This is a genomic window from Microbacterium sp. NPDC077644, assembly GCF_040702785.1.
Classification (GTDB): domain Bacteria; phylum Actinomycetota; class Actinomycetes; order Actinomycetales; family Microbacteriaceae; genus Microbacterium.
Genome location: NZ_JBFBME010000001.1, coordinates 373772 through 394151, shown reverse-complemented (window position 1 = coordinate 394151; position 20380 = coordinate 373772). Strand labels below are relative to the sequence as shown.

The window sequence follows — 20380 nt, the reverse complement described above, 5'->3', positions numbered from 1 at the left end:
GTCAGGCCGTGGGCAGGAGCCCGAGGTCTTCCTCGCGCACAGTTCCCTGGAAGGACCACGGGAAGTCGATCCACAGGTCCGTGTCCTTCCAGGCGTAGTCGGGCTGGATGATCGTGGACGGCTTGGTGTAGATCGTCACCGAGCGCACCTCGGCGCCCTTCGCCTCCAGGAGCTCGACGGCGAGCGCGAGCGTGCGCCCGGAGTCGGCCACGTCATCGACGAGCAGCACGCGGCGCCCGTCGAGGTAGGCCATGTCGAGCTCGGGCGGCAGCACCTCCGGCGCATCCAGCACGGTGCCGATCCCGGTGTAGAACTCGACGTTGATCGCGCCGCAGTTCTTCGCGCCGAGACCGTAGGCGATCGCTCCGGCCGGGAGCAGCCCGCCGCGGGCGATCGCGACCACCACCTCCGGCTCGAAGCCGCTGTCGAGGATGCTGCGGGCGAGGTCCCGCGTCGCCGATCCGAATCCATCCCAGGTGAGGGTCTCGCGCACGTCAGCCGTCATGCGACCATTCTGGCGCCTCTTCGTCGATAGAATCGAGACGTCCGGCCGAGCCGGTGCTCGAAAAAAGGGCACGAAGCAGGCGACGCATCGAAGCGCCGCGCGAGACACATACGGAATCCATCCCGATACCGTCTCGAAAGGCTCCGTCATGCCCTCGGTCTCCGCGCACGTCGCCCTCACCCTCGCTCAGCACGTCGACCACGTCTTCGGCGTCATGGGCAACGGCAACGCCTACTTCCTCGACGCCCTCGAGCGCGATACCGGCGCTTCGTTCACCGCCGTGCGCCACGAGCAGGGCGCCGTCGTCGCAGCCGATGCGCACTACCGCGCCTCGGGCAGGATCGCGGCGGGCACGGCGACCTACGGCGCCGGATTCACGAACACGCTCACGGCTCTGGCCGAGGCCGTGCAGGCCCGCATCCCGCTCGTGCTCGTCGTCGGCGACGAGCCGACGTCGGGGCCGCGACCGTGGGACGTCGATCAGATCGCGCTCGCGTCCGCCGTCGGCGCGCGCACGTATACCGTCGGTCGAGCGGATGCCGCGGCGACGACGATCATCGCGGTCGAGCACGCCCTCACGTATCGGGTGCCCGTGGTGCTCGCGATCCCGTATGACGTCGCGTCGCTCGAGGCGGGCGCCGTTCCGGACGCGCCGGCGCCGCGCGTTCCCGCGCCGCTCGCCCCCGCGGGCGAGTTCGCCAACGGGATGCTCGACGAGATCGCTGCGGCGCTGCGCGGCGCGGAGCGTCCGTTCCTGCTCGCCGGGCGCGGAGCCTGGCTGGCGGGCGCAGGGGATGCACTGGGTGCCCTGGCCGACCGGGTCGGAGCACTGACGGCGTCCACCGCGCTCGGTCGGGGCGTGTTCCCCGCAGCGGAGTACGACCTCGGGGTGACGGGCGGGTTCGGCGCCGAGGGTGCCATGTCGCTCGTGCGGGAGGCCGACGTGGCGGTCGTGTTCGGCGCGTCGCTCAATCAGTTCACGATGCGCTTCGGCGAACTCTTCGCCCCCGGGACGCGGGTGTTCCAGGTCGATGTCGCACCGGCGGCGACGCACGCGCACATCGGCGGCTACGTGCGCGGCGATGCCCGCCTCGTCGCCGAGGCCCTCGTAGAGCGCCTCTCCCCCACCTCCCCCGATCTCCCCTTGCAGGGGCGGATGCCGTGGCGGGAGAGCGTCGATGTCGCGGCTGCCCGCACGTATGACCGCGGCGACGACCTCGCACCCGACGGCCGGCTCGACCCGCGGTCTGCTGCCCGCCGCATCGCCGAACTGCTGCCGGCGGATCGTGTCGTCGTCTCGGACGGCGGACACTTCATCGGCTGGGCGAACATGTACTGGCCGGTGACATCCCCCGACCGGATGATGATGGTCGGCACCGCTTTCCAGGCGATCGGGCAGGGCTGGCCGAGCGTGGTCGGCGCGACCCGTGCCCGTCCGGAATCGACGATCGTGCTCACGAGCGGCGACGGCGGCGGTCTGATGGCGGTCGCCGACCTCGAGTCGGCCGTGCGCTCCGCCGGCGGTCGCGGCTGCGCCGTGATCTGGAACGACGCCGCGTACGGCGCCGAGGTGCACCTGTACGGACTCAAGGGCCTCGCCGAGGACCCGATGCTGATCCCGCAGGTCGACTTCGCGGCGTTCGCCGCCGCAGTCGGCGCCGAGGGCGTCGTCGCCGAGACCCTGGCCGACCTGGATCGCCTGGCGACGTGGTCTGCGCAGCCCGCCGAGGAGCGTCCGTTCCTGCTGCTGGACCTGCGGGTCTCCCCCGCCGTCGTCGCGCCCTACCAGCAGGAGATCATTCGCGTGAACAGCTGAGAGGGCTCGGTGTCACCTGGTCCGATAGGCTCCTCGCCATGGCAGACGACCCCGAGGTCCTGCGCTACAGCGCATTCGCGGCGACTCCGGAGGGCGGCAATCCGGCCGGTGTCGTACTCGATGCGTCGCGCCTGGATGACACAGCGATGCAGCGGATCGCGGCTGAGATCGGGTACTCGGAGACCGCGTTCGTCGTCGGTCAGGATGCCGATGAGCCGACCTATCGCGTGCGGTTCTGGTCACCCGCCGCCGAAGTCCCGTTCTGCGGCCACGCCACCGTGGCGACGGCGGTCGCTCTGGCCGAGCGCGACGGCGCGGGGCACGTCGCGTTCGAGACGCTGGGCGGGCGGGTCGAACTGCGGTCCGCGACCGACGGAACCGGCGCTGTCACCGTGTCCTTCACCAGCGTGGATCCCGAGGTGCGCGACATCGACGACGTAGTGCGCGATCGCCTCCTGGCGCTTCTCGGGCTCACCGACTCCGACCTCGACCCTCGCTTCCCCGTCCGTGAGGCGTTCGCGGGCAACTGGCATCCCATCGTGGTCATCGCCGACCGCGAGATGTTCCATCAGTTCCGATTCTCCCCCGCCGACGTCGCGGCGATCATGCGCGAACAGAGCTGGCTGGGCACGGTGACGGTGCTGCACGAGCTCCGCCCCGGGGCCTTCGAGGCTCGCAATCTGTTCCCGGTCGGCCGGATCACCGAGGACCCGGCGACGGGGTCCGCCGCGGCATCCACTGGGGCGTACCTGCGCGAGCACGGTTACCCCGAGCGTACGATCCGCATCGAGCAGGGCCGTCATGTCGGCAGGCCGAGCACGCTCACCGTGACGATCCCCGACTCCGGCGGCATCGAGGTCACCGGCGGCGCGACGCGGATCCGCTGACCGGTCCGGTCACTCGATCGGTTCGAGCCCCTGCACGCGGACCTGCTCGAGGTCGAGGTTCGCCGAGATTCGGCGGACGATCATGTCGTCCACGGCACCGGAGCGGCGCAGGCCGAGCAGCACCTCGCGCTTGTGGTCGAGAACCGCGAGCTTGAGACGGGCGAACTCCTCATGACGGATGATCGGCGACCGCTGCTCGAGATCGACGTCGGTGGACGTCGCGACCATCTGCAGCGCCGTGCCCCGCACGCTGATCGCCGCACCCTGCACGTCCGTCGCAGAGCCCCGCACGTCCGTAGCCGTGTCGCCGAGCTCGACCGACCCGTCGGCGAGCGGATCGGGCGCGTCGAGCATGTCCTCCATCGCCCCGACCTCGGCATCGATGAGCGCGCGCTCCCTCGCCATCGCCCGCGCATTCGCGAGCTCGAGGCGCTCGTACCCCTCGCGCCGTACGCGGTCGCGGATCTCATCGCTGATGCCGTTCTCGGTGGCCAGCGCGTCGAGGGCGGTCATGGCGGCGCCCGAGATCGCGCGCTCGGCGAGTTCGAACTCCTCGTCCTCGCCGTGGTCGACCGGGAACCGCGCCCACCGGACGACCGCCGGCAGCAGCGGCCCCTGCACGAGCAGGCTCAGCAGGATGACCCCTGCGGTGACGAAGATGATGTCGTCGCGGCCGTCCAGCGGCGCACCATCGGGCGCAGCGAGCGGCACGGACAGCGCGATCGCCAGTGAGACGGCGCCGCGCATTCCCGCGACCGTCGTCACGATCTGCATGCGCGTCCGCAGTCCGCGCGGAGGCCGCGCACTCGCCCTGACGCGCTGGAACGGCATAGCCAGCAGTTGGAACAGGAACCGCACCGCGAGCAGCACGAGCCACGCGGCGAGTGTCGCGAGCACGAGCCAGCCGATCTCGCCCAGCGAGGTCTGGTGCACGACCCACTGCACCTCGAGCCCGATGAGCACGAACAGCGCGCCGTTGAGGAGGAACACGCCGAACGGCCAGACCGTCTCGGCCTGGCGGCGGGATGCGGCGGTGCTGATCGTCGGGTTGATGTACGCGACGATGAGCCCTGCGACGACCACGGCGAGCACGCCGGAGGCGTGGATCATCTCGGCGACCATGAACGCCGTGAACGGAACGAGCAGCAGCGTCACGTTGATGAGGATCGTCGCCCGCGGGGTCCGCAGCAGCAGCCAGGCGAGAGCGGCGACCACGACGCCGACGGCGATGCCGCCGAGGTACGAGACGATCACGCTCCAGGTCACCGAGAGCGGGGTGATCTGCCCGCCGACGGCGAGCGAGACGGCGATCGCGTACAGCACGAGAGCCGTGCCGTCGTTGGTCAGGCTCTCGGCCTTGAGCTTCATGAAGCTGCGGCGCGGCAGAAGCCTGCCCAGTGCCGCGACCGCGGTGGCGTCAGGCGGCGCGACCGCGGCGCCGAGGATCAGAGCGATCTCCCACGGCATCCCGAACAGCACGGCGACGGCAGCCACGGCGAATGCGGAGGCGACCACCAGCAGAGTGCTCATCGGCAGGATGTAGCGGAAGTCGCGGCGGATCGACCGCAGCGACGTCGTCAGGCTCTCCCAGAACAGCATGACCGGCAGGAACAGCAGCAGGACGGTCTCGGGCGGCAGCTGCACCTCGCGCAGAGCCGGGACGAAACCGAGCAGCAGGCCGAACACGACCAGCACCAGCGGCAGCGCGAGGCGCACCCGCGGCGCCAGCAGCGTTCCGACCAGGATCGTCAGTCCGAGCAGGACTGTGACCTCAAGACCCTCCATGCGCGCGCCCATCTGCCGTCACGAATGGGCGCGACGTGCGAAGAAGCACAGCGCCCGTCAAGCAAACGGTATTCCCGTCGGTGCGCGTACGGAAGAGGTTCACTCCTGCGCGCTGTAGTCCGGCAGCTCCTGCAGAGTCCACGTGTTGCCATCGGGGTCGTCGAAGGTCACGAACCGGCCCCACGCCTGCTCGTCGACCCCGTTCGCCTCGACACCGGCGTCGCGCAGCTGAGCCAGCGCGGCATCCGCGTCGGGCACGACGACCTGGATCGTGTTCTGCTGACCCGGCTCGAGATCGAGCCCCAGGCCCTCGCCGAACGCGATCGAGCAGGCCGATCCCGGCGGCGTCATCTGCACGAACCGCAGGCCCTCGTGGACGACCTGATCATGGTCGGCGTTGAACCCGATCTTCACGTAGAAGTCCTTGGACCGGTCGACGTCGCTGACCGGCACGTGGATGAGTTCGATCTTCCAGTCCATCACTCACTCCTCCTGGCGGGCCTGTGCCCGACCGCGGTCAACGCTACGCGCGGGGTCGGACATCGCACAGGGGACGGACGTCTAGATCCAGCCCTTGTCCTGCGCGATGCGCACCGCCTGAGCCCTGTTCGCCGCTCCGACCTTGCCGATCGCCGCCGACAGGTTGTTGCGCACGGTTCCCGCCGACAGGAACACCTCCGCAGCGATCGCCGCGGCGCTCCGGCCGTCGGCCGCGAGCCGGAGCACCTGCCGCTCGCGCTCGCTCAGCGGGTTGGCGCCGTCGAACAGACTGGCCTCGGCGAGCACGGGATCGACCACCCGGAGCCCCGCGTGCACCCGCCGCACGGCGTCGGCGAGCTGTTCGGCCGGTGCATCCTTCACGACGAAGCCGCTCGCACCGGCATCCAGCGCCGAACGCAGGTAGCCGGGTCTGGCGAAGGTCGTCACGATGAGGACCCGGGTCGCAGGGCTCGCGGCCCGTACCGCCTGCGTCGCCGCGATCCCGTCCATGCCCGGCATCTGGATGTCCATGAGGCAGACGTCCGGCGCAGCGTCGGACACGACGCGCACCGCCTCGTCGCCATCGCCCGCGACGCCGACGACGGTCAGGTCGTCTTCGAGCTCCAGCAGCGCGGCCAGTGCCCCGCGGAGCATCGCCTGATCGTCGACGATGACGAGCCTGATCGGATCGGACGGCGTCACCACGTCACCTCCACGCGCGTGCCGCCGCTCTCCGGCGCGCTGACGGCCAGGGTCGCGCCTCCCGTCGTCGCCCGTTCGCGCATCCCGCGCACCCCGTTGCCCTCCGCCCCGCCGATCCCCCGGCCGTCGTCGATCACGGCGAATGTCCCCGGCGCGACCCGCACCGTCACGGTCCGCGCCCCGGAATGCCGCAGCACGTTCGTGGTCGCTTCGCGCAGGATCCAGCTCGCCGTGAGCGACTGCGCCGGAGACAGGGCCGCGGCATCCCCCTCGACACGCAGGGCGATGTCGGCGGCGGCCAGAGCGTCGCGGCAGGACTGCAGCTGATCCGAGAGCGTCGCGCTGCGCACGCCGGCGACCGTCGCCCTGACGCCCGCGATCGCCTCCGCCGTGAGGGATTCGATATCGGCCAGCTCGGCCTTCGCGCGTTCCGGGTCGGTGTCCATGAGTCGGCGCACGAGCTGCGCCTTGAGCTTCACGACCGTGAGCGAATGCCCGACGAGATCGTGGACGTCGCGGGCGACGGCCTCGCGGCCCTCGCTCGTGGCGAGTTCGAGTCCCAGCTGCTCCGCCTCGGCCGACCGGATGATGAGGCTCGTCGAGACGGTGTTCACGACGCCCAGCAGCACGATGATCGCGAGGATCGACACGTACGACAGACCACCGGGCGTGAGGAACACGAGCATCGCCGTGACGCTGACGCTCGCGGCCGCCGTGGCCCAGTGCGCGAGCCGGTTCAGGCCGTACGAGGCGAACGACATGATGAACGGCAGGAAGCCGACGGCGTATCCGCCGATGCTGGGAATGGTCAGCGCGGCGCACGCGATCATTCCGCAGAAGGCGGCCCACTGGATGGGCCTGGGGGGATCGACGAGCCCTCCGCCGCCGAAGCTCATGCCGTTGATGAAGCCCGCGACGTAGACGACGACGAACGCCGCGAACGCCGCCCACCCCGCGATGATCCATCCCTGTGATGCCTCCGAGCGGACCAGCTGGATGAGCGGGTACACGAGGAACACGAGCCAGATCACGGCCATCAGCCAGCCGTAGCGCTCCCACGGCGACCCGGAACCCGGCCGGGGCCGCCTCGCGCCGGATGCCGCCCATGCCGCCGGCGCGGCGCCGGCCGCTGAGGCCGACACCGCGTCGCGGGTCACGTCTTCCGCCATGCAGTCGACCCTAGCGGCGCGACCGCGAGCGCTTGACGCCCGCCGCGACGAGCACCGCGAAGATCACGAGCCACACCACGACGTTCAGCACGACCCCCCAGAGCGGATCGGTCTGCCCCGTGGTCAGCACACCCTCGGTCAGCGGCCAGCGGCTGAGCGCCACGAAGCCGTACAGCGGCGTGAAGCGGGCGATATCGAGCATGACGCCGTCGAGCGGGATGAAGACGTTCCCGAAGAATGCGAAGAACGTCATCGAGATGGATGCCAGTGCCGCCGCCGTGTCGGAGTTGAAGAACAGTCCGACGCCGAGACCGTAGAGCCCGAACATGAGGCCGATGCCGAGGATGATGCCGGCGGCCGCCCACCAGCGCCAGGCATCCGTGGCCTCGGCTCCGGTGAGGATGCCGGCCGCGAACACGAGCACGACGGCCAGGGCTGCGAATGCGACGGCGGTGAGCAGCTTGATCGTCGCGTACCCGGCGGTGCTCAGCGGCGTCATCCCGAGCTGGCGTCCCCAGCCCTGCTTGGCCTCGGTCGCGGCGAGCGAGGTGAGCGAGCTCATCGCGACGGCTGTTCCGTAGGCGGCCATCGAGACCATCACGTAGAACTTGACGTTCCCGTTGCCGGCCGACATCGAGCCGTAGCCCATGCTCGCCCCGAAGAGCAGATACATCGCCACCGGCATCCCGAGCGTGAACGCGAGCGTGTAAGGGTTGCGGATCTGGCGGATCGCCTCGACGCGCAGCATCGTGGGCGAGATCGACATGGTCATGATGGTCAGTCCTCCGTGAGGGCCGTGAAGGCGGTTTCGAGGGTGGGAGCGGCGATCTCCAGGTCATGGGCGCCGGCGTTCAGAAGGGCGGATGCCGCGGCATCAGAGTCGAGCGCCCGCAGCGTTACCCGCTCGGCGTCGACGCGCACGTCGCTGACGCCGTCGGTCTGCTCGAGCCCGCGCACCAGATCCTCCGCCCCGACTGCGGGGAGGTCTGCGGCGAGCGTGCGCCCGCCGAGGTTGGCGCGCAGCTGCGCCGTAGCGGCATCGGCGACGATGCGGCCGCGATGCATGACGACGGTGCGCCGGGCGAACTGCTCGGCCTCCTCGAGGTAGTGCGTGGCGAAGATGATCGTGCGCCCGGCATCCGCATCGGCGCGCATGACGTCCCAGAAGTGGCGGCGGGCCGTGACATCCATGCCGGCGGTCGGCTCGTCGAGGACGAGGATGTCCGGGTCCGAGACGAGCGCGAGCGCGAACTTCACCCGCTGCTGCTCCCCTCCCGAGCATTTGACGATGCGCCGACGGGCGATCCGCGCAAGCTCTGTGCGCTCGAGGATCTCGGGGACCCTGGCGAGGGACTCGCGGCCGTGCAGAGACGCGATCACCTCAACCGTCTCACGGATGGTGAGATCCGACAGCAGTCCGCCCGTCTGCAGGACACCGGCGATCACGCCGGAGCGCGCAGCCCTCACGGGCCGCTGCCCGTAGACCGTGATCGTGCCGTCACTGGGATCGGTGAGCCCGAGCAGCATGTCGAGCGTGGTCGTCTTGCCGGCCCCGTTGGGCCCGAGCAGGGCGACGACCTCGCCGCGCCGGATGCTGAGGTCGATGCCGTCGACGGCCTTGACGGCCCGCTCGCCGATGCCGAAGGAGCGCCGCAGGCCCGAGATGACGACGGCGTCGTCCTGGCGGGTGTCCCTCTGGGCTACGACCGCCTGCGTCGTGCGTGGCTGCGTGTGCGCTGTTGTGCTCATGCTTCCAGCGTGGCCGCACGGGCGGGCATGATCAGGAGGCCGCTGTCACGGCATCCGCATGACACGTGTCACGCGGGCAGGAACACGCCCTCGAGGAATGCCGCCAGCTCTGCCGTGGCGTCCAGCGGCAGCACGGCGGCGACGTACTGGTCGGGGCGGACGACCACGACGGCGCCTGCGCGCGAGACCTCGCGCTCGTCGAAGATGTCGCTGCGACTCCACGCGTTGGGTGCCGCGCTGTACACCTTCTCCCAGTCCATGAGCCCGAGCGGGCCGGTGCGCGGCAGGAACAGCTCCGGGGCGGACAACTGCTCCAGATCGTCGAACGACTCCTGATAGACGACCTTCGCATCGATCACGGCATCCGCATCGGCATCCGCGGGCGTGACCCGGGCGATCAGCGGAGTCACGGCCGACGCCCACTCGCGGACCTGCGCACCCCCCGCATCGGCGAACGCGTAGACGCGCCAGCGTCCGTCCGCCTTGGCGTGGTGCCCGAGGTGCACGACGTTGCCGTCGCAGACGCGGACGACCTCGGACGACTTGAAGCGCTTGCCGATCGGGAACCCGGCTGCGAGCGCCTGATGCGCAGCATCCCCGGTGATCGCCGACGGCGCGTACTGGGTCATGAATCCGGACGGGAACTCGGCGGTCGCCAGGTAGTAGGTGGCGAGATCCTGCGGGTCGGAGATCTCCTCGGGCTTGCGGGCCATGAGCGAGGACCACTCGCGGTCGAAGTCGATGAGCTGCTGCGCCACGGGCTGCCGCTCGGCGGAGTACGTCGCCAGCAGGCTCTGCGGCGAGCGGCCGCTGAGCACGGAGCCGAGCTTCCAGCCGAGGTTGAAGCCGTCCTGCATCGAGACGTTCATCCCCTGCCCCGCCTTGGCGCTGTGCGTGTGGCAGGCGTCGCCGGTGAGGAAGACCCGCGGCGAGCGCTCGGCGTCCAGAGCGTCGTCGAACCCGTCGGTGACGCGGTGACCCACCTCGTACACGCTGTGCCAGGCGATCTCCTTCACGTCCAGCGTGTAGGGATGCAGGATCTCGTTCGCCTTCTCGATGATCTTCTCGATCGGCGTCTGACGCACCCGATGATTGTCGTCGGCGGCGACCTCGCCGAGGTCGACGTAGACGCGGCTCAGGTAGCCGCCCTCTCGCGGGATGTGCAGGATGTTGCCCGCCTCGGCGTTGATCGCGCACTTGGTGCGCCAGTCGGGGAAGTCGGTGTTCACCAGCACGTCCATGACGCCCCAGGCATGCGCCGAGAACGCTCCGACGTGCTTGCGGCCGATCGCCTCGCGCACGCCGCTGCGCGCGCCGTCGCAGCCGACGACGTACTTCGCGCGGACCGTGCGCTCGCCGGTCGCCGTGCGCACCCGCACCTCCACGGGGTACTCCCCCTCGTCGTGCACGGTGAGGCCTTCGAACTCGACGCCGTAGTCGGGCACGATGCGTCCAGGGCCGTGCGCCGCGGCCTCGGCGAAGTAGTCGAGCACGCGCGCCTGGTTGACGATGAGGTGCGGGAACTCGCTGATCTTGTACCCGTAGTCCTCGGTGCGCGAGGTGCGGACGATGCTGCCCGGGTTCTCGGGGTCGGGCCCCCAGAAGTTCATCCACCCGATGTTGTACGCCTCGGCCGTGATCCGCTCGGCGAATCCGAACGCCTGGAACGTCTCGACGCTGCGCGGCTGGATGCCATCGGCCTGCCCGAGCACGAGCCGCCCCTCGCGCTTCTCGATGATCCGCGTGGTCACGGACGGGTACTGCGACATCTGAGCGGCCAGCAGCATGCCGGCGGGTCCTGAGCCCACGATGAGCACGTCCATCTCGTCCGGCAGATCAGCGGGGCGATCGATCCCCGTGCCCGCCGCCGCGACGATGCGCGGATCCTGCGAGACGTAGCCGTGGTGATGGAACTGCATCGGTACTCCTTCTTCGACGTGCTTCGTTGGCGGGGGCGGATGCCGCGGCATCCGCCCCCGAGATGATTCAGGCCCTGGCGAGACCGTGGATCGGGCTGACGGCCTGCTCCTCCTCGTGGTCCGGGCCGAGCGGGATGCTGCTGCGGTCGCGGAGCAGGAGCGTCGCGATGAGGCCGATCACCGTCATGCCGGCGAGGTACCAGGTCACCGACATGGTCGTGCCGGTCGCCTTCACCAGCGCTGTGGCGATGGTCGGGGCGAACGCGCCGCCGGCGATCGCACCGATCGCGTACGAGATCGAGACGCCCGAGAAGCGGATGCTGGCGGGGAACAGTTCCGTGTACAGCGCCGCCTGGGGTCCGTAGGTGAACCCGAGACCGATCGTGAGGATCGCGAGTCCCGCGAACAGCAGACCGATGTTCCCCGTGTTCACGAGCGGGAACAGGGCGAACACGCCGCCGAGCTGGAGGATCCATCCGATGATGTACGTCGTGCGGCGACCGATCCGGTCGGAGACGAAACCGGCGAGCAGGGTCGACAGCAGCCAGGTGACGGCGGACCCCGCGACGGCCCAGAGCACCGGCCCGCGGTCGAGAGCGAGGGGGCCCTCGGGGTCGGTGGAGTAGTTCTGGATGTACCCGCCGGTGGTCATGTATCCGACTGCGTTGTTGCCGGCGAACACGAGCGCGGCGATGATCACGAGCAGCAGGTGCTTGCGGAACAGCTGCACGATCGGCATCTTCGCCTTCTCCTTGCGCTCGGCGAGTTCGGCGAAGACGGGGCTCTCCTCCACGTTGCGGCGCACGTAGTAGCCGACGAGGATCAGCACGACGCTGAGCAGGAACGGGATGCGCCAGCCCCAGGCGATGAACTGCTCCCCCGGAGCGATGGCGGTCATGATCGCCATGACGCCCGATGCGAGCAGCAGGCCCAGCGGAACGCCGATCTGCGGCGACGCGCCGAACGCACCGCGCTTGTGCTTCGGCGCGTGCTCGACGGCCATCAGCACGGCGCCGCCCCACTCGCCGCCGGCGGAAAGGCCCTGAAGGATGCGCAGCAGCACGAGCAGGATCGGCGCGGTCATGCCGATCGCGTCGTAGGTGGGCAGCACGCCGATGAGCGCCGTGGCCGCGCCCATGAGGATGAGCGTCCACATGAGCACGCGCTTGCGGCCGAGCTTGTCGCCGAAGTGGCCGGCGAGGAATGCGCCGAGGGGGCGGAACAGGAAGCTGATGCCGACCGTGGCGAAGCCGATGAGGATGCTGTCGGCGCCGAGCGGCTTGAAGAACAGCTCTCCGAAGACGAGCCCGACGGCCGTGGCGTAGATGAAGAAGTCGTACCACTCAACGGTGGTTCCCACGACCGTGGCGAAGACCACGCGTCGCCGATCCGCGGGGCTCGCGATGGTGCCTGTCGGCGTGAAGCCGGGATTCTCAGTCATTGAATCTCCTTGTACGACGTCGTTGTCGGGGTGCTGCGGCAGTGTCGAACCGATGCTTGCCACCCGTTGTCAGGATGATATACGATTTCAAATACATCGCACAAGGGTGATGCTCATGACGCAAGGAGGCGCTCACTGTGACGGACCAGATCTCACGTCCGGGCCTGATCTCCCGCCCGGGGAAGATCATCGCGATCCACCTCAGCTACGCATCGCGCGCCGATCAGCGCGGACGGCGCCCCGCCCACCCCTCCTACTTCTTCAAGGTCGCAAGCTCCGTCGCGGCATCCGGCGGCACGATCGAACGCCCCGCCGGCACCGAGCTCCTCGCCTTCGAGGGTGAGATCGCGCTCGTGATCGGCGAACCCGCCCGTCACGTCGCCCTCGAGGACGCCTGGTCGCACGTCGCCCACGTCACCGCGGCGAACGACCTCGGCCTCTACGACCTGCGCGCGAACGACAAGGGCTCGAACGTCCGCTCCAAGGGGGGCGACGGCTACACACCCCTCGGGCCCGACCTGATCGATGCGCGCACGATCGACCCGCACGGCATCCGCGTGCGCACCTGGGTCAACGGCGAACTGCGCCAGGACGATACCTCCGAAGGCCTCATCTTCCCGCTCGCGCAGTTCGTCGCCGACCTCTCGCAGCACTTCACGCTCGAGACCGGCGATGTCATCCTCACCGGCACCCCGGCGGGCTCCTCGGTGATCGTGCCGGGTGACGTCGTCGAGGTCGAGGTGGATGCCCCGGACGCCCCCGGTGCGCCGACGTCCGGTCGCCTGGTGACCACCGTCACCCAAGGAGATGTGCCGTTCGATGCGGCTCTCGGGTCTCTGCCCGCGGTCGACGACCTGCAGCGCAGTGAAGCCTGGGGCGTTCCGGCCCCTGAGCCTGTCGAAGGGTCCGGAACGACACCCGCCGACCCTTCGACGGGCTCAGGGAGCGGCTCCTCGGGCTCGGAGAGCGGCTCTGCGCGCTCCCTCTCCCCCGCCCTGCGCGCCAAGCTCGAGAAGGCGCCGACGGCCGGGCTCTCCGCCCAGCTGCGCAAGCGCGGGCACCACCACTGCTTCATCGACGGCGTGAGCGCGAACCTGCCTGGAACGAAGATCGTCGGCACAGCCCGCACGCTGCGCTTCGTCCCGTTCCGAGAAGATCTGTTCAAGACCCACGGCGGCGGGTTCAACGCGCAGAAGCGCCTGTTCGACGCGGTCGGCGAGGGCGAGGTCATCGTGATCGAGGCACGGGGGGATGCCACGACCGGAACGCTCGGCGACATCCTCGCGCTGCGGGCCCGGAGCCGAGGTGCGGCGGGCGTCGTCACGGACGGCGGCGTGCGCGACTTCGAGGAGGTCGCCCGTATCGGTCTGCCGGTGTTCTCGCAGGGTGCGCACCCCTCGGTGCTCGGCCGCAAGCACGTGCCGTGGGCCGTCGATGAGACCATCGCGTGCGGCGGGGCCGCCGTGCAGCCCGGCGACATCATCGTGGGCGACGGCGACGGCGTCATCGTGATCCCGCCGGCTCTGGCCGAAGAGGTCGCCGACGCGGCCCTCGCACAGGAGGACGAGGATGCCTGGATCGCCGAGCAGGTCTCTGCGGGGCATCCGGTCGACGGCCTGTTCCCGATGAACGCCGAGTGGCGCGCGAAGTACGAAGCCCAGACGGTTGCTGAGCCTGTCGAAGCACAGGAACCAGCGGAATCATGACCAAGGCGCTCAGCAAGTCCCAGCAGGCGTATCACTGGATCAAGGGCCGGATCGCCAGCCAGACGTTCACGCCCGGCTACCGGCTCGTGCTCGGCAGCATCGCCGGTGAGCTCGACATGAGCGTGGTCCCCGTCCGCGAGGCGATCCGCCAGCTCGAGGCCGAGGGGCTGGTCCAGTTCGAGCACAACGTCGGCGCTCGCGTCGCCATGGTCGATGACAGCCAGTACCGGCACAGCATGGAGGCGCTCAGCATCCTCGAGGGCAGCGCGACCGCCCTCTCGGCACGCCACCTCACCACGGACGACCTGCAGCGCGCCAGGGCGATCAACGAGCGGATGATCGAGACCCTCGATCACTTCAACCCGTCGGCGTTCACGCAGCTCAACCAGGAGTTCCACGCCGCGCTCATCGCCCCGTGCCCGAACCCGCGCCTGCACGAACTGGTCACCGTCGAGATGCAGCGCCTGAACAGGCTGCGCGACTCGACGTTCAGCTTCGTCCCCGGCAGGGCCCAGGAGTCCGTGCGCGAGCACGAGCAGATCGTCGCGCTGATCGAGAACGGCGCCCCCGTGCTCGAGATCGAGCGCGCAGCCAGACTCCACCACGCATCCACCCTCGACGCCTACCTGACCCGCGAGAAGACCGACGCTGCCGTCGGCACGCACGTCCACTGAACCGGAGGAAACATGAGCGACACCCGCATCCCCGAAGATCTGCCCGATCACATCCAGCACTACATCGACGGCGCGTTCGTCGACTCGCAAGACGGCGACACGTTCGACGTGCTCGACCCGGTGACGAACGAGAACTACACCACCGCCGCCGCCGGCAAGAAGGCCGACATCGACCTCGCCGTCGCCGCCGCCAAGCGCGCGTTCGACGAGGGCCCCTGGCCGAAGATGCTCCCCCGCGAGCGCTCGCGCGTCCTGCACAGGATCGCCGACATCGTCGAGTCGCGCGATGCCCGGCTCGCCGAGCTCGAGTCGTTCGACTCCGGCCTGCCGATCACGCAGGCGCTCGGCCAGGCGCGCCGTGCGGCCGAGAACTTCCGCTTCTTCGCCGACCTGATCGTCGCGCAGGCCGATGACACCTTCAAGGTGCCCGGCCGCCAGATCAACTACGTCAACCGCAAGCCGATCGGCGTCGCAGGCCTCATCACGCCGTGGAACACGCCGTTCATGCTCGAGTCCTGGAAGCTCGGACCTGCGCTCGCGACCGGTAACACGGTCGTGCTCAAGCCCGCCGAGTTCACGCCGCTGTCGGCATCCCTGTGGGCCGGGATCTTCGAGGAGGCGGGGCTCCCGCAGGGCGTCTTCAACCTCGTGAACGGCCTCGGCGAAGACGCCGGTGACGCACTCGTGAAGCATCCGGACGTGCCGCTGATCTCGTTCACCGGCGAGAGCCGTACCGGGCAGATCATCTTCGCAGGCGCCGCTCCGTACCTGAAGGGCCTGTCGATGGAGCTCGGCGGCAAGTCACCGGCGGTCGTCTTCGCCGACGCCGACCTGGATGCCGCGGTCAACGCGACCATCTTCGGCGTGTTCTCGCTCAACGGCGAGCGCTGCACCGCAGGTTCGCGCATCCTCGTCGAGCAGTCGATCTACGACGAGTTCGTCGAGAAGTACGCGGCCCAGGCGAAGCGCGTCAAGGTCGGTCTGCCGAACGACCCGACCACCGAGGTCGGGGCACTCGTGCATCCTGAGCACTACGAGAAGGTCATGTCGTATGTGGAGATCGGCAAGACCGAGGGTCGCCTCGTCGCCGGAGGCGGACGCCCCGAGGGCTTCGAGACCGGCAACTACGTCGCACCCACCGTCTTCGCCGACGTCATGCCCGACGCCCGGATCTTCCAGGAGGAGATCTTCGGCCCGGTCGTCGCGATCACCCCGTTCTCCTCGGATGAAGAGGCGCTGGCCCTCGCCAACAACACGAAGTACGGTCTCGCCGCGTACATCTGGACCAACGATCTGAAGCGCGCGCACAACTTCGCGAGCTCCGTCGAGGCCGGCATGGTGTGGCTCAACTCGAACAACGTGCGCGACCTGCGCACCCCGTTCGGCGGTGTGAAGGCGTCCGGTCTCGGTCACGAGGGCGGTTACCGCTCGATCGACTTCTACACCGACCAGCAGGCCGTGCACATCAACCTCGGCGAGGTCCACAACCCCGTCTTCGGCAAGCAGTGAGGACGCTGACATGACGAATCGCAAGGACATGACCCTGACCTCCTCCGGCTACTACGTGAGCCAGGAGGCCCCGATCGAGACGGACAACCCGGTCGCGACCCCGCAGGCCTCGCCGCCCGACATCCTCCGCTGCGCGTACATGGAGATCGTCGTCACCGACCTCGCGGCATCCCGTGAGTTCTACGTCGACATCCTCGGTCTGTACGTGACATCCGAGGACGACGAGGCGATCTATCTGCGCTCGACGGAGGAGTTCATCCACCACAACCTCGTGCTGCGCAAGGGCTCGGTGGCGGCCGTCGCCGCGTTCTCGTACCGGGTCCGCACGCCCGAGGACCTCGACAGGGCGGTGGCGTTCTTTACCGAACTCGGCTGCGACGTCCGCCGCAACCCGTCCGGCTTCGTCAAGGGCGTCGGAGACTCGGTGCGCGTCGTCGATCCGCTGGGGTTCCCCTACGAGTTCTTCCACCAGAGTGACCACCAGGAGCGCATGTCGTGGCGTTACGACCTGCACATCCCCGGCGAGCTGGTGCGCCTGGATCACTTCAACCAGATCACCCCGGACGTGCCGCGCGCAGTGAAGTACATGCAGGATCTCGGCTTCCGCGTCACCGAGGACATCCAGGACGAAGAGGGCACCGTCTACGCCGCGTGGATGCGCCGCAAGCCCACGGTGCACGACACCGCGATGACCGGCGGCGACGGACCGCGGATGCACCACGTCTGCTTCGCGACGCACGAGAAGCACAACATCCTCGCGATCTGCGACAAGCTCGGCGCGCTCCGGCGCTCGGACGCCATCGAGCGCGGCCCCGGCCGCCACGGCGTCTCGAACGCGTTCTACCTGTATCTGCGCGACCCCGACGGACACCGCGTCGAGATCTACACGCAGGACTACTACACCGGCGACCCCGACAACCCGGTCGTCACCTGGGACGTCCACGACAATCAGCGCCGCGACTGGTGGGGCAACCCCGTGGTGCCGTCGTGGTACACCGACGGCTCGCTCGTGCTCGACCTCGACGGCAACCCGCAGCCCGTGGTCGCCCGAACGGACAACAGCGAGATGGCCGTGACGATCGGCGCCGACGGCTTCTCGTACACCCGCCCCGATGAAGGCGAGGGCTCGATGCCGGATTGGAAGCAGGGCGAGTACAAGCTGGGACACCAGTTGTGACGCTCACGTCGCAGCAGCGCGAGCAGATCGCGGGCGAGCTCGACGAGGCCGACCGCACGCACGGCGTGATCGAGCGCATCACTGCGCGATACCCGGATGCGACGATCGAGGACTCCTATGCCATTCAGGGCATATGGCGCGATTCGCAGATCGCTGCCGGGCGCCGCCTGGTCGGACGCAAGATCGGTCTGACCTCGAAGGCGATGCAGCAGGCGACGGGCATCACCGAGCCAGACTATGGCGTGATGTTCGACGACACGGTGTACGCCTCGGGCTCCGAGATCCGGTTCGACGACTTCTCGAACGTCCGGATCGAGGTCGAGCTGGCGTTCGTCCTGAAGACGCCGCTCGAAGGCCCTGACTGCACGCTCGATGATGCGCTGGCCGCGATCGATTACGCCGTGCCGGCGCTCGAGGTGCTCAACTCGCACATCCAGCTCGAGGGCCGCACGATCGTCGACACGATCAGCGACAACGCCGCCTACGGGGCGATGGTGCTCGGCGACGTGCGCAAGCGAGTGGATGAGATCGATCTGCGCTGGGTTCCCGGAGTCCTCTCCCGCAACGGGGAGATCGAGGAGACCGGCGTCGCGGCGGGAGTCCTCGGGCACCCCGCCACCGGTGTCGCGTGGCTCGCGAACAAGTTCCACCAGCACGGCGCGCGGCTCGAGGCCGGCGAGATCATCCTGGCAGGATCGTTCACGAGGCCGATGTGGGTGCACAAGGGCGATGAGGTGCGGTGCGACTACCGCGAGATGGGAGTGATCGAATGCCGTTTCGTGTAGAGCCTGCGGTGTCGTTCCGCGAGCGCCTCGCGTCCGCCCGGTCCCTGAGCCCCGTCGAAGGGCGCCCCCTCGTCGGCGCGTGGATCTGCTCGGGCAGCCCCATCGCCGCCGAGATCGTGGCCGGTTCCGGCCTGGACTGGACCCTGATCGACGGCGAGCACAGCCCCCTGGGACTGACCGAGATCGTGGCACTGCTGCAGGCCGTCGCCGCGTACCCGATCACCCCGGTCGTGCGCGTGCCGTCGGCGGATCCGGTGTGGATCAAGCAGGTGCTGGACACGGGTGCGCAGAACCTGCTCGTGCCGATGGTGAACTCCGCAGAAGATGCCGCAGCCGCCGTCGCCGCGACCCGCTACCCGCCGCGCGGCATCCGCGGGGTCGGCAGCGCGCTCGCGCGCGCCGGGCAGTTCAACCGCATCGAGGACTACCTGCAGCGTGCGCACGAGATCACCTCGCTGAGTGTGCAGATCGAGACGGATGCCGCGGTGCGCAACGCCCGCGCGATCGCCGAGGTCGACGGCGTGGATGCCGTCTTCATCGGCCCGAGCGATCTGGCGGCCTCCATGGGACTGCTCGGCCAGCAGGAGCATCCGGATGTCGTCGCCGCCGTGGAGCACACGATCGCCGAGGTCCGCGCCGCGGGCAAGCCCGTCGGCGTCAACGCCTTCAATCCGGCCACCGCGCGTCGCTATATCGACGCCGGAGCATCCTTCGCGCTCGTCGCCGCGGACGTGTCGATCCTCGCGCGCGCGACCGAGAAGCTCGCCGCCGACTGGATCCCGGACGCCGACCAGGCCGAGCGCGCCGGCTACTGATCCCGAGCCTGCAAGGCCGCGCCGAGACTGCGCCGGTTCGGTGCAGTCTCGGCGCGGCCTTGGGGATTCGAGGGGATCAGGAACCCAGCGGGTCGGCGAGGAGACCGGCGAACGCCGCCTCTGCGGCGCCGATGAGTAGACGGTCCTGGCCGAGCGCCGCCGAGGCGATCTCGAGATCCTCAGCCGCGACGGCGAGCGACCGCTCCCGAACGTCGGCGTCGAAGCCCTCGGGGTCGCGATCGCGCAGGATGCCGAGGAACCCGCCGAGCACGATCATCGACGGGTTCAGGACGTTCGCCGCATTGCTGATCGTCGCAGCCAGCACCCGGCGCTGACGCACGACCTCTTCGTCGGCAGTGGGCCCTGGGGCGCCGGCGAGCGCCGCGGCGAGCGCGTGGTCGTCACCGGCGACCAGCATCGCCGCCGCCATGAGCCGGGCACGGTTGACCTCGTCCTCGAGAACGCCGTCGTGCGTCCGGCGGTGCGCCTCGTTCGCGATGCCCGGCCTCGTCTGGCCCCACTCCCCTGCGTAGCCGCCGGATCCGCGGATCAGCGTCCCGTCCAGGATCAGGCCGCCGCCGATGCCGCTCGCGCCGCCGTTGAGATAGACGACGTCGGCGTGCTCGCGCGCCGCACCGAACAGGTGCTCGGCCCTGGCGCCGAGGGATGCGTCATTGTCGACGGCCACCGGCAGCCCGAGGGCTTCCGCGAGTGGCGTCGCGATGTCCTCGTCGCGCCAGCCGAGGTGCGGTGCGAGGCGCACGAGTCCGTCGGACGCCCGCACGAGCCCCGGCACGGCGACGCCGAGGCCGACGATGCGGCATCCGCTGAGTTCCTCGCTCTGCCAGCGCGTGACGAGATCCGCGATGGTGGCCACGGCATCGGCAACCGTCGGCACGCGGGTGAGCTCGAGCCGCGCGCGCGTCCGCAGACCTCCGCCGAGGCTGACCGCACCGATCTCGATCGCATCGACCTCGGGATTGACGCCGATCGCCACGACGTCAGGGTTCGCCGACACCACGGGGCTCGGGCGGCCGACGCGCTTGTTCCCATCCGGCTCCTGCTCGGTCACGAGCCCTCGCTCGGCGAGCGCCGTCACGAGATCGGCGACCGTCGATCTGTTGAGCCCGGTGTCCGCTGTGAGGAGCGAGCGCGATCGCGGTCCATGCCGGTGGACCAGCCGCAGCACCTCGCCCAGGTTCGTGCGGCGCACCGCTTCGACGGCGGTCGCGCGTTCCTTCATCGATGGCTCATTCCTGTG

At 69.5% G+C, this 20380-nt stretch carries 18 protein-coding genes; 8 read left to right on the top strand and 10 right to left on the bottom strand.

Translation table 11 applies throughout. The annotated features are described in order from the left end of the window. Position 1: 1 nt before the first annotated feature. Entirely contained in the window at positions 2–505 is a 504-nt protein-coding gene (locus tag AB0269_RS01860; RefSeq protein WP_366209479.1) for a phosphoribosyltransferase, read from the bottom strand. A gap of 148 nt (positions 506–653) precedes the next feature. On the opposite strand from AB0269_RS01860, the gene AB0269_RS01855 reads away from it, so the two are divergent. Both AB0269_RS01855 and AB0269_RS01850 read left to right on the top strand, forming a co-directional pair. Continuing rightward, complete coding sequence (locus tag AB0269_RS01855; protein WP_366209478.1) at positions 654–2321, top strand: thiamine pyrophosphate-binding protein; 1668 nt, start codon at positions 654–656, stop codon at positions 2319–2321. 38 nt (positions 2322–2359) lie between these two features. Further along, complete coding sequence (locus AB0269_RS01850; protein WP_366209477.1) at positions 2360–3208, top strand: PhzF family phenazine biosynthesis protein; 849 nt, start codon at positions 2360–2362, stop codon at positions 3206–3208. Between the two features lie 9 nt (positions 3209–3217). On the opposite strand, the gene AB0269_RS01845 is transcribed toward AB0269_RS01850, so the two are convergent. The 8 genes from AB0269_RS01845 to AB0269_RS01810 form a co-directional block, all read right to left on the bottom strand. Continuing rightward, a complete protein-coding gene (locus AB0269_RS01845; protein ID WP_366209476.1) occupies positions 3218–4993 on the bottom strand; it encodes a Na+/H+ antiporter in 1776 nt (591 codons plus the stop codon). Positions 4994–5092: 99 nt separating this feature from the next. Further along, positions 5093–5473, bottom strand: a complete 381-nt coding sequence (locus AB0269_RS01840; RefSeq protein ID WP_366209475.1) for a VOC family protein — start codon at positions 5471–5473, stop codon at positions 5093–5095. A gap of 81 nt (positions 5474–5554) precedes the next feature. Next, on the bottom strand, positions 5555–6175 hold the full coding sequence (locus AB0269_RS01835) for a response regulator transcription factor (RefSeq protein WP_366209474.1): 621 nt from the start codon (positions 6173–6175) through the stop codon (positions 5555–5557). Next, positions 6172–7344: a histidine kinase gene (locus AB0269_RS01830; RefSeq protein ID WP_366209473.1), complete on the bottom strand. Its 1173-nt coding sequence runs from the start codon at positions 7342–7344 to the stop codon at positions 6172–6174. The genes AB0269_RS01835 and AB0269_RS01830 overlap by 4 nt, the downstream gene beginning before the upstream one ends. A 10-nt stretch (positions 7345–7354) precedes the next feature. After that, a complete protein-coding gene (locus AB0269_RS01825) occupies positions 7355–8116 on the bottom strand; it encodes an ABC transporter permease (RefSeq protein ID WP_366209472.1) in 762 nt (253 codons plus the stop codon). A 5-nt stretch (positions 8117–8121) separates the two neighbouring features. Beyond that, entirely contained in the window at positions 8122–9093 is a 972-nt protein-coding gene (locus AB0269_RS01820) for an ABC transporter ATP-binding protein (RefSeq protein ID WP_366209471.1), read from the bottom strand. Between the two features lie 68 nt (positions 9094–9161). Beyond that, positions 9162–11012 carry an FAD-dependent monooxygenase gene (locus tag AB0269_RS01815; RefSeq protein ID WP_366209470.1) on the bottom strand — a complete coding sequence of 617 codons (1851 nt, stop codon included), beginning with the start codon at positions 11010–11012 and terminating at the stop codon, positions 9162–9164. Between the two features lie 67 nt (positions 11013–11079). After that, positions 11080–12453 (bottom strand): MFS transporter, encoded by a 1374-nt coding sequence (locus AB0269_RS01810; protein WP_366209469.1) that lies wholly within the window; start codon positions 12451–12453, stop codon positions 11080–11082. Positions 12454–12590: 137 nt separating this feature from the next. Here AB0269_RS01810 and AB0269_RS01805 point away from each other — a divergent pair, with 137 nt between their 5' ends. From AB0269_RS01805 to AB0269_RS01780, 6 genes are read left to right on the top strand one after another with little or no spacing between them, the layout of a single operon-like run. After that, entirely contained in the window at positions 12591–14159 is a 1569-nt protein-coding gene (locus AB0269_RS01805; protein WP_366209468.1) for a fumarylacetoacetate hydrolase family protein, read from the top strand. Then, entirely contained in the window at positions 14156–14833 is a 678-nt protein-coding gene (locus AB0269_RS01800; RefSeq protein ID WP_366209467.1) for a GntR family transcriptional regulator, read from the top strand. Before AB0269_RS01805 ends, AB0269_RS01800 begins: the two co-directional genes overlap by 4 nt. 12 nt (positions 14834–14845) lie before the next feature. Continuing rightward, complete coding sequence (gene hpaE / locus AB0269_RS01795) at positions 14846–16342, top strand: 5-carboxymethyl-2-hydroxymuconate semialdehyde dehydrogenase (RefSeq protein WP_366209466.1); 1497 nt, start codon at positions 14846–14848, stop codon at positions 16340–16342. Between the two features lie 10 nt (positions 16343–16352). Next, the gene (hpaD, locus tag AB0269_RS01790) at positions 16353–17519 is read left to right on the top strand and encodes a 3,4-dihydroxyphenylacetate 2,3-dioxygenase (protein WP_366209465.1); all 1167 of its coding nucleotides are present in this window, start codon (positions 16353–16355) and stop codon (positions 17517–17519) included. Continuing rightward, on the top strand, positions 17516–18304 hold the full coding sequence (locus tag AB0269_RS01785) for a fumarylacetoacetate hydrolase family protein (RefSeq protein WP_366209464.1): 789 nt from the start codon (positions 17516–17518) through the stop codon (positions 18302–18304). The genes hpaD and AB0269_RS01785 overlap by 4 nt, the downstream gene beginning before the upstream one ends. Then, on the top strand, positions 18289–19119 hold the full coding sequence (locus AB0269_RS01780; RefSeq protein WP_366209463.1) for an HpcH/HpaI aldolase/citrate lyase family protein: 831 nt from the start codon (positions 18289–18291) through the stop codon (positions 19117–19119). The genes AB0269_RS01785 and AB0269_RS01780 overlap by 16 nt, the downstream gene beginning before the upstream one ends. 76 nt (positions 19120–19195) lie before the next feature. On the opposite strand, the gene AB0269_RS01775 is transcribed toward AB0269_RS01780, so the two are convergent. After that, positions 19196–20362: an ROK family transcriptional regulator gene (locus AB0269_RS01775; protein WP_366209462.1), complete on the bottom strand. Its 1167-nt coding sequence runs from the start codon at positions 20360–20362 to the stop codon at positions 19196–19198. Between the last annotated feature and the right edge of the window lie 18 nt (positions 20363–20380).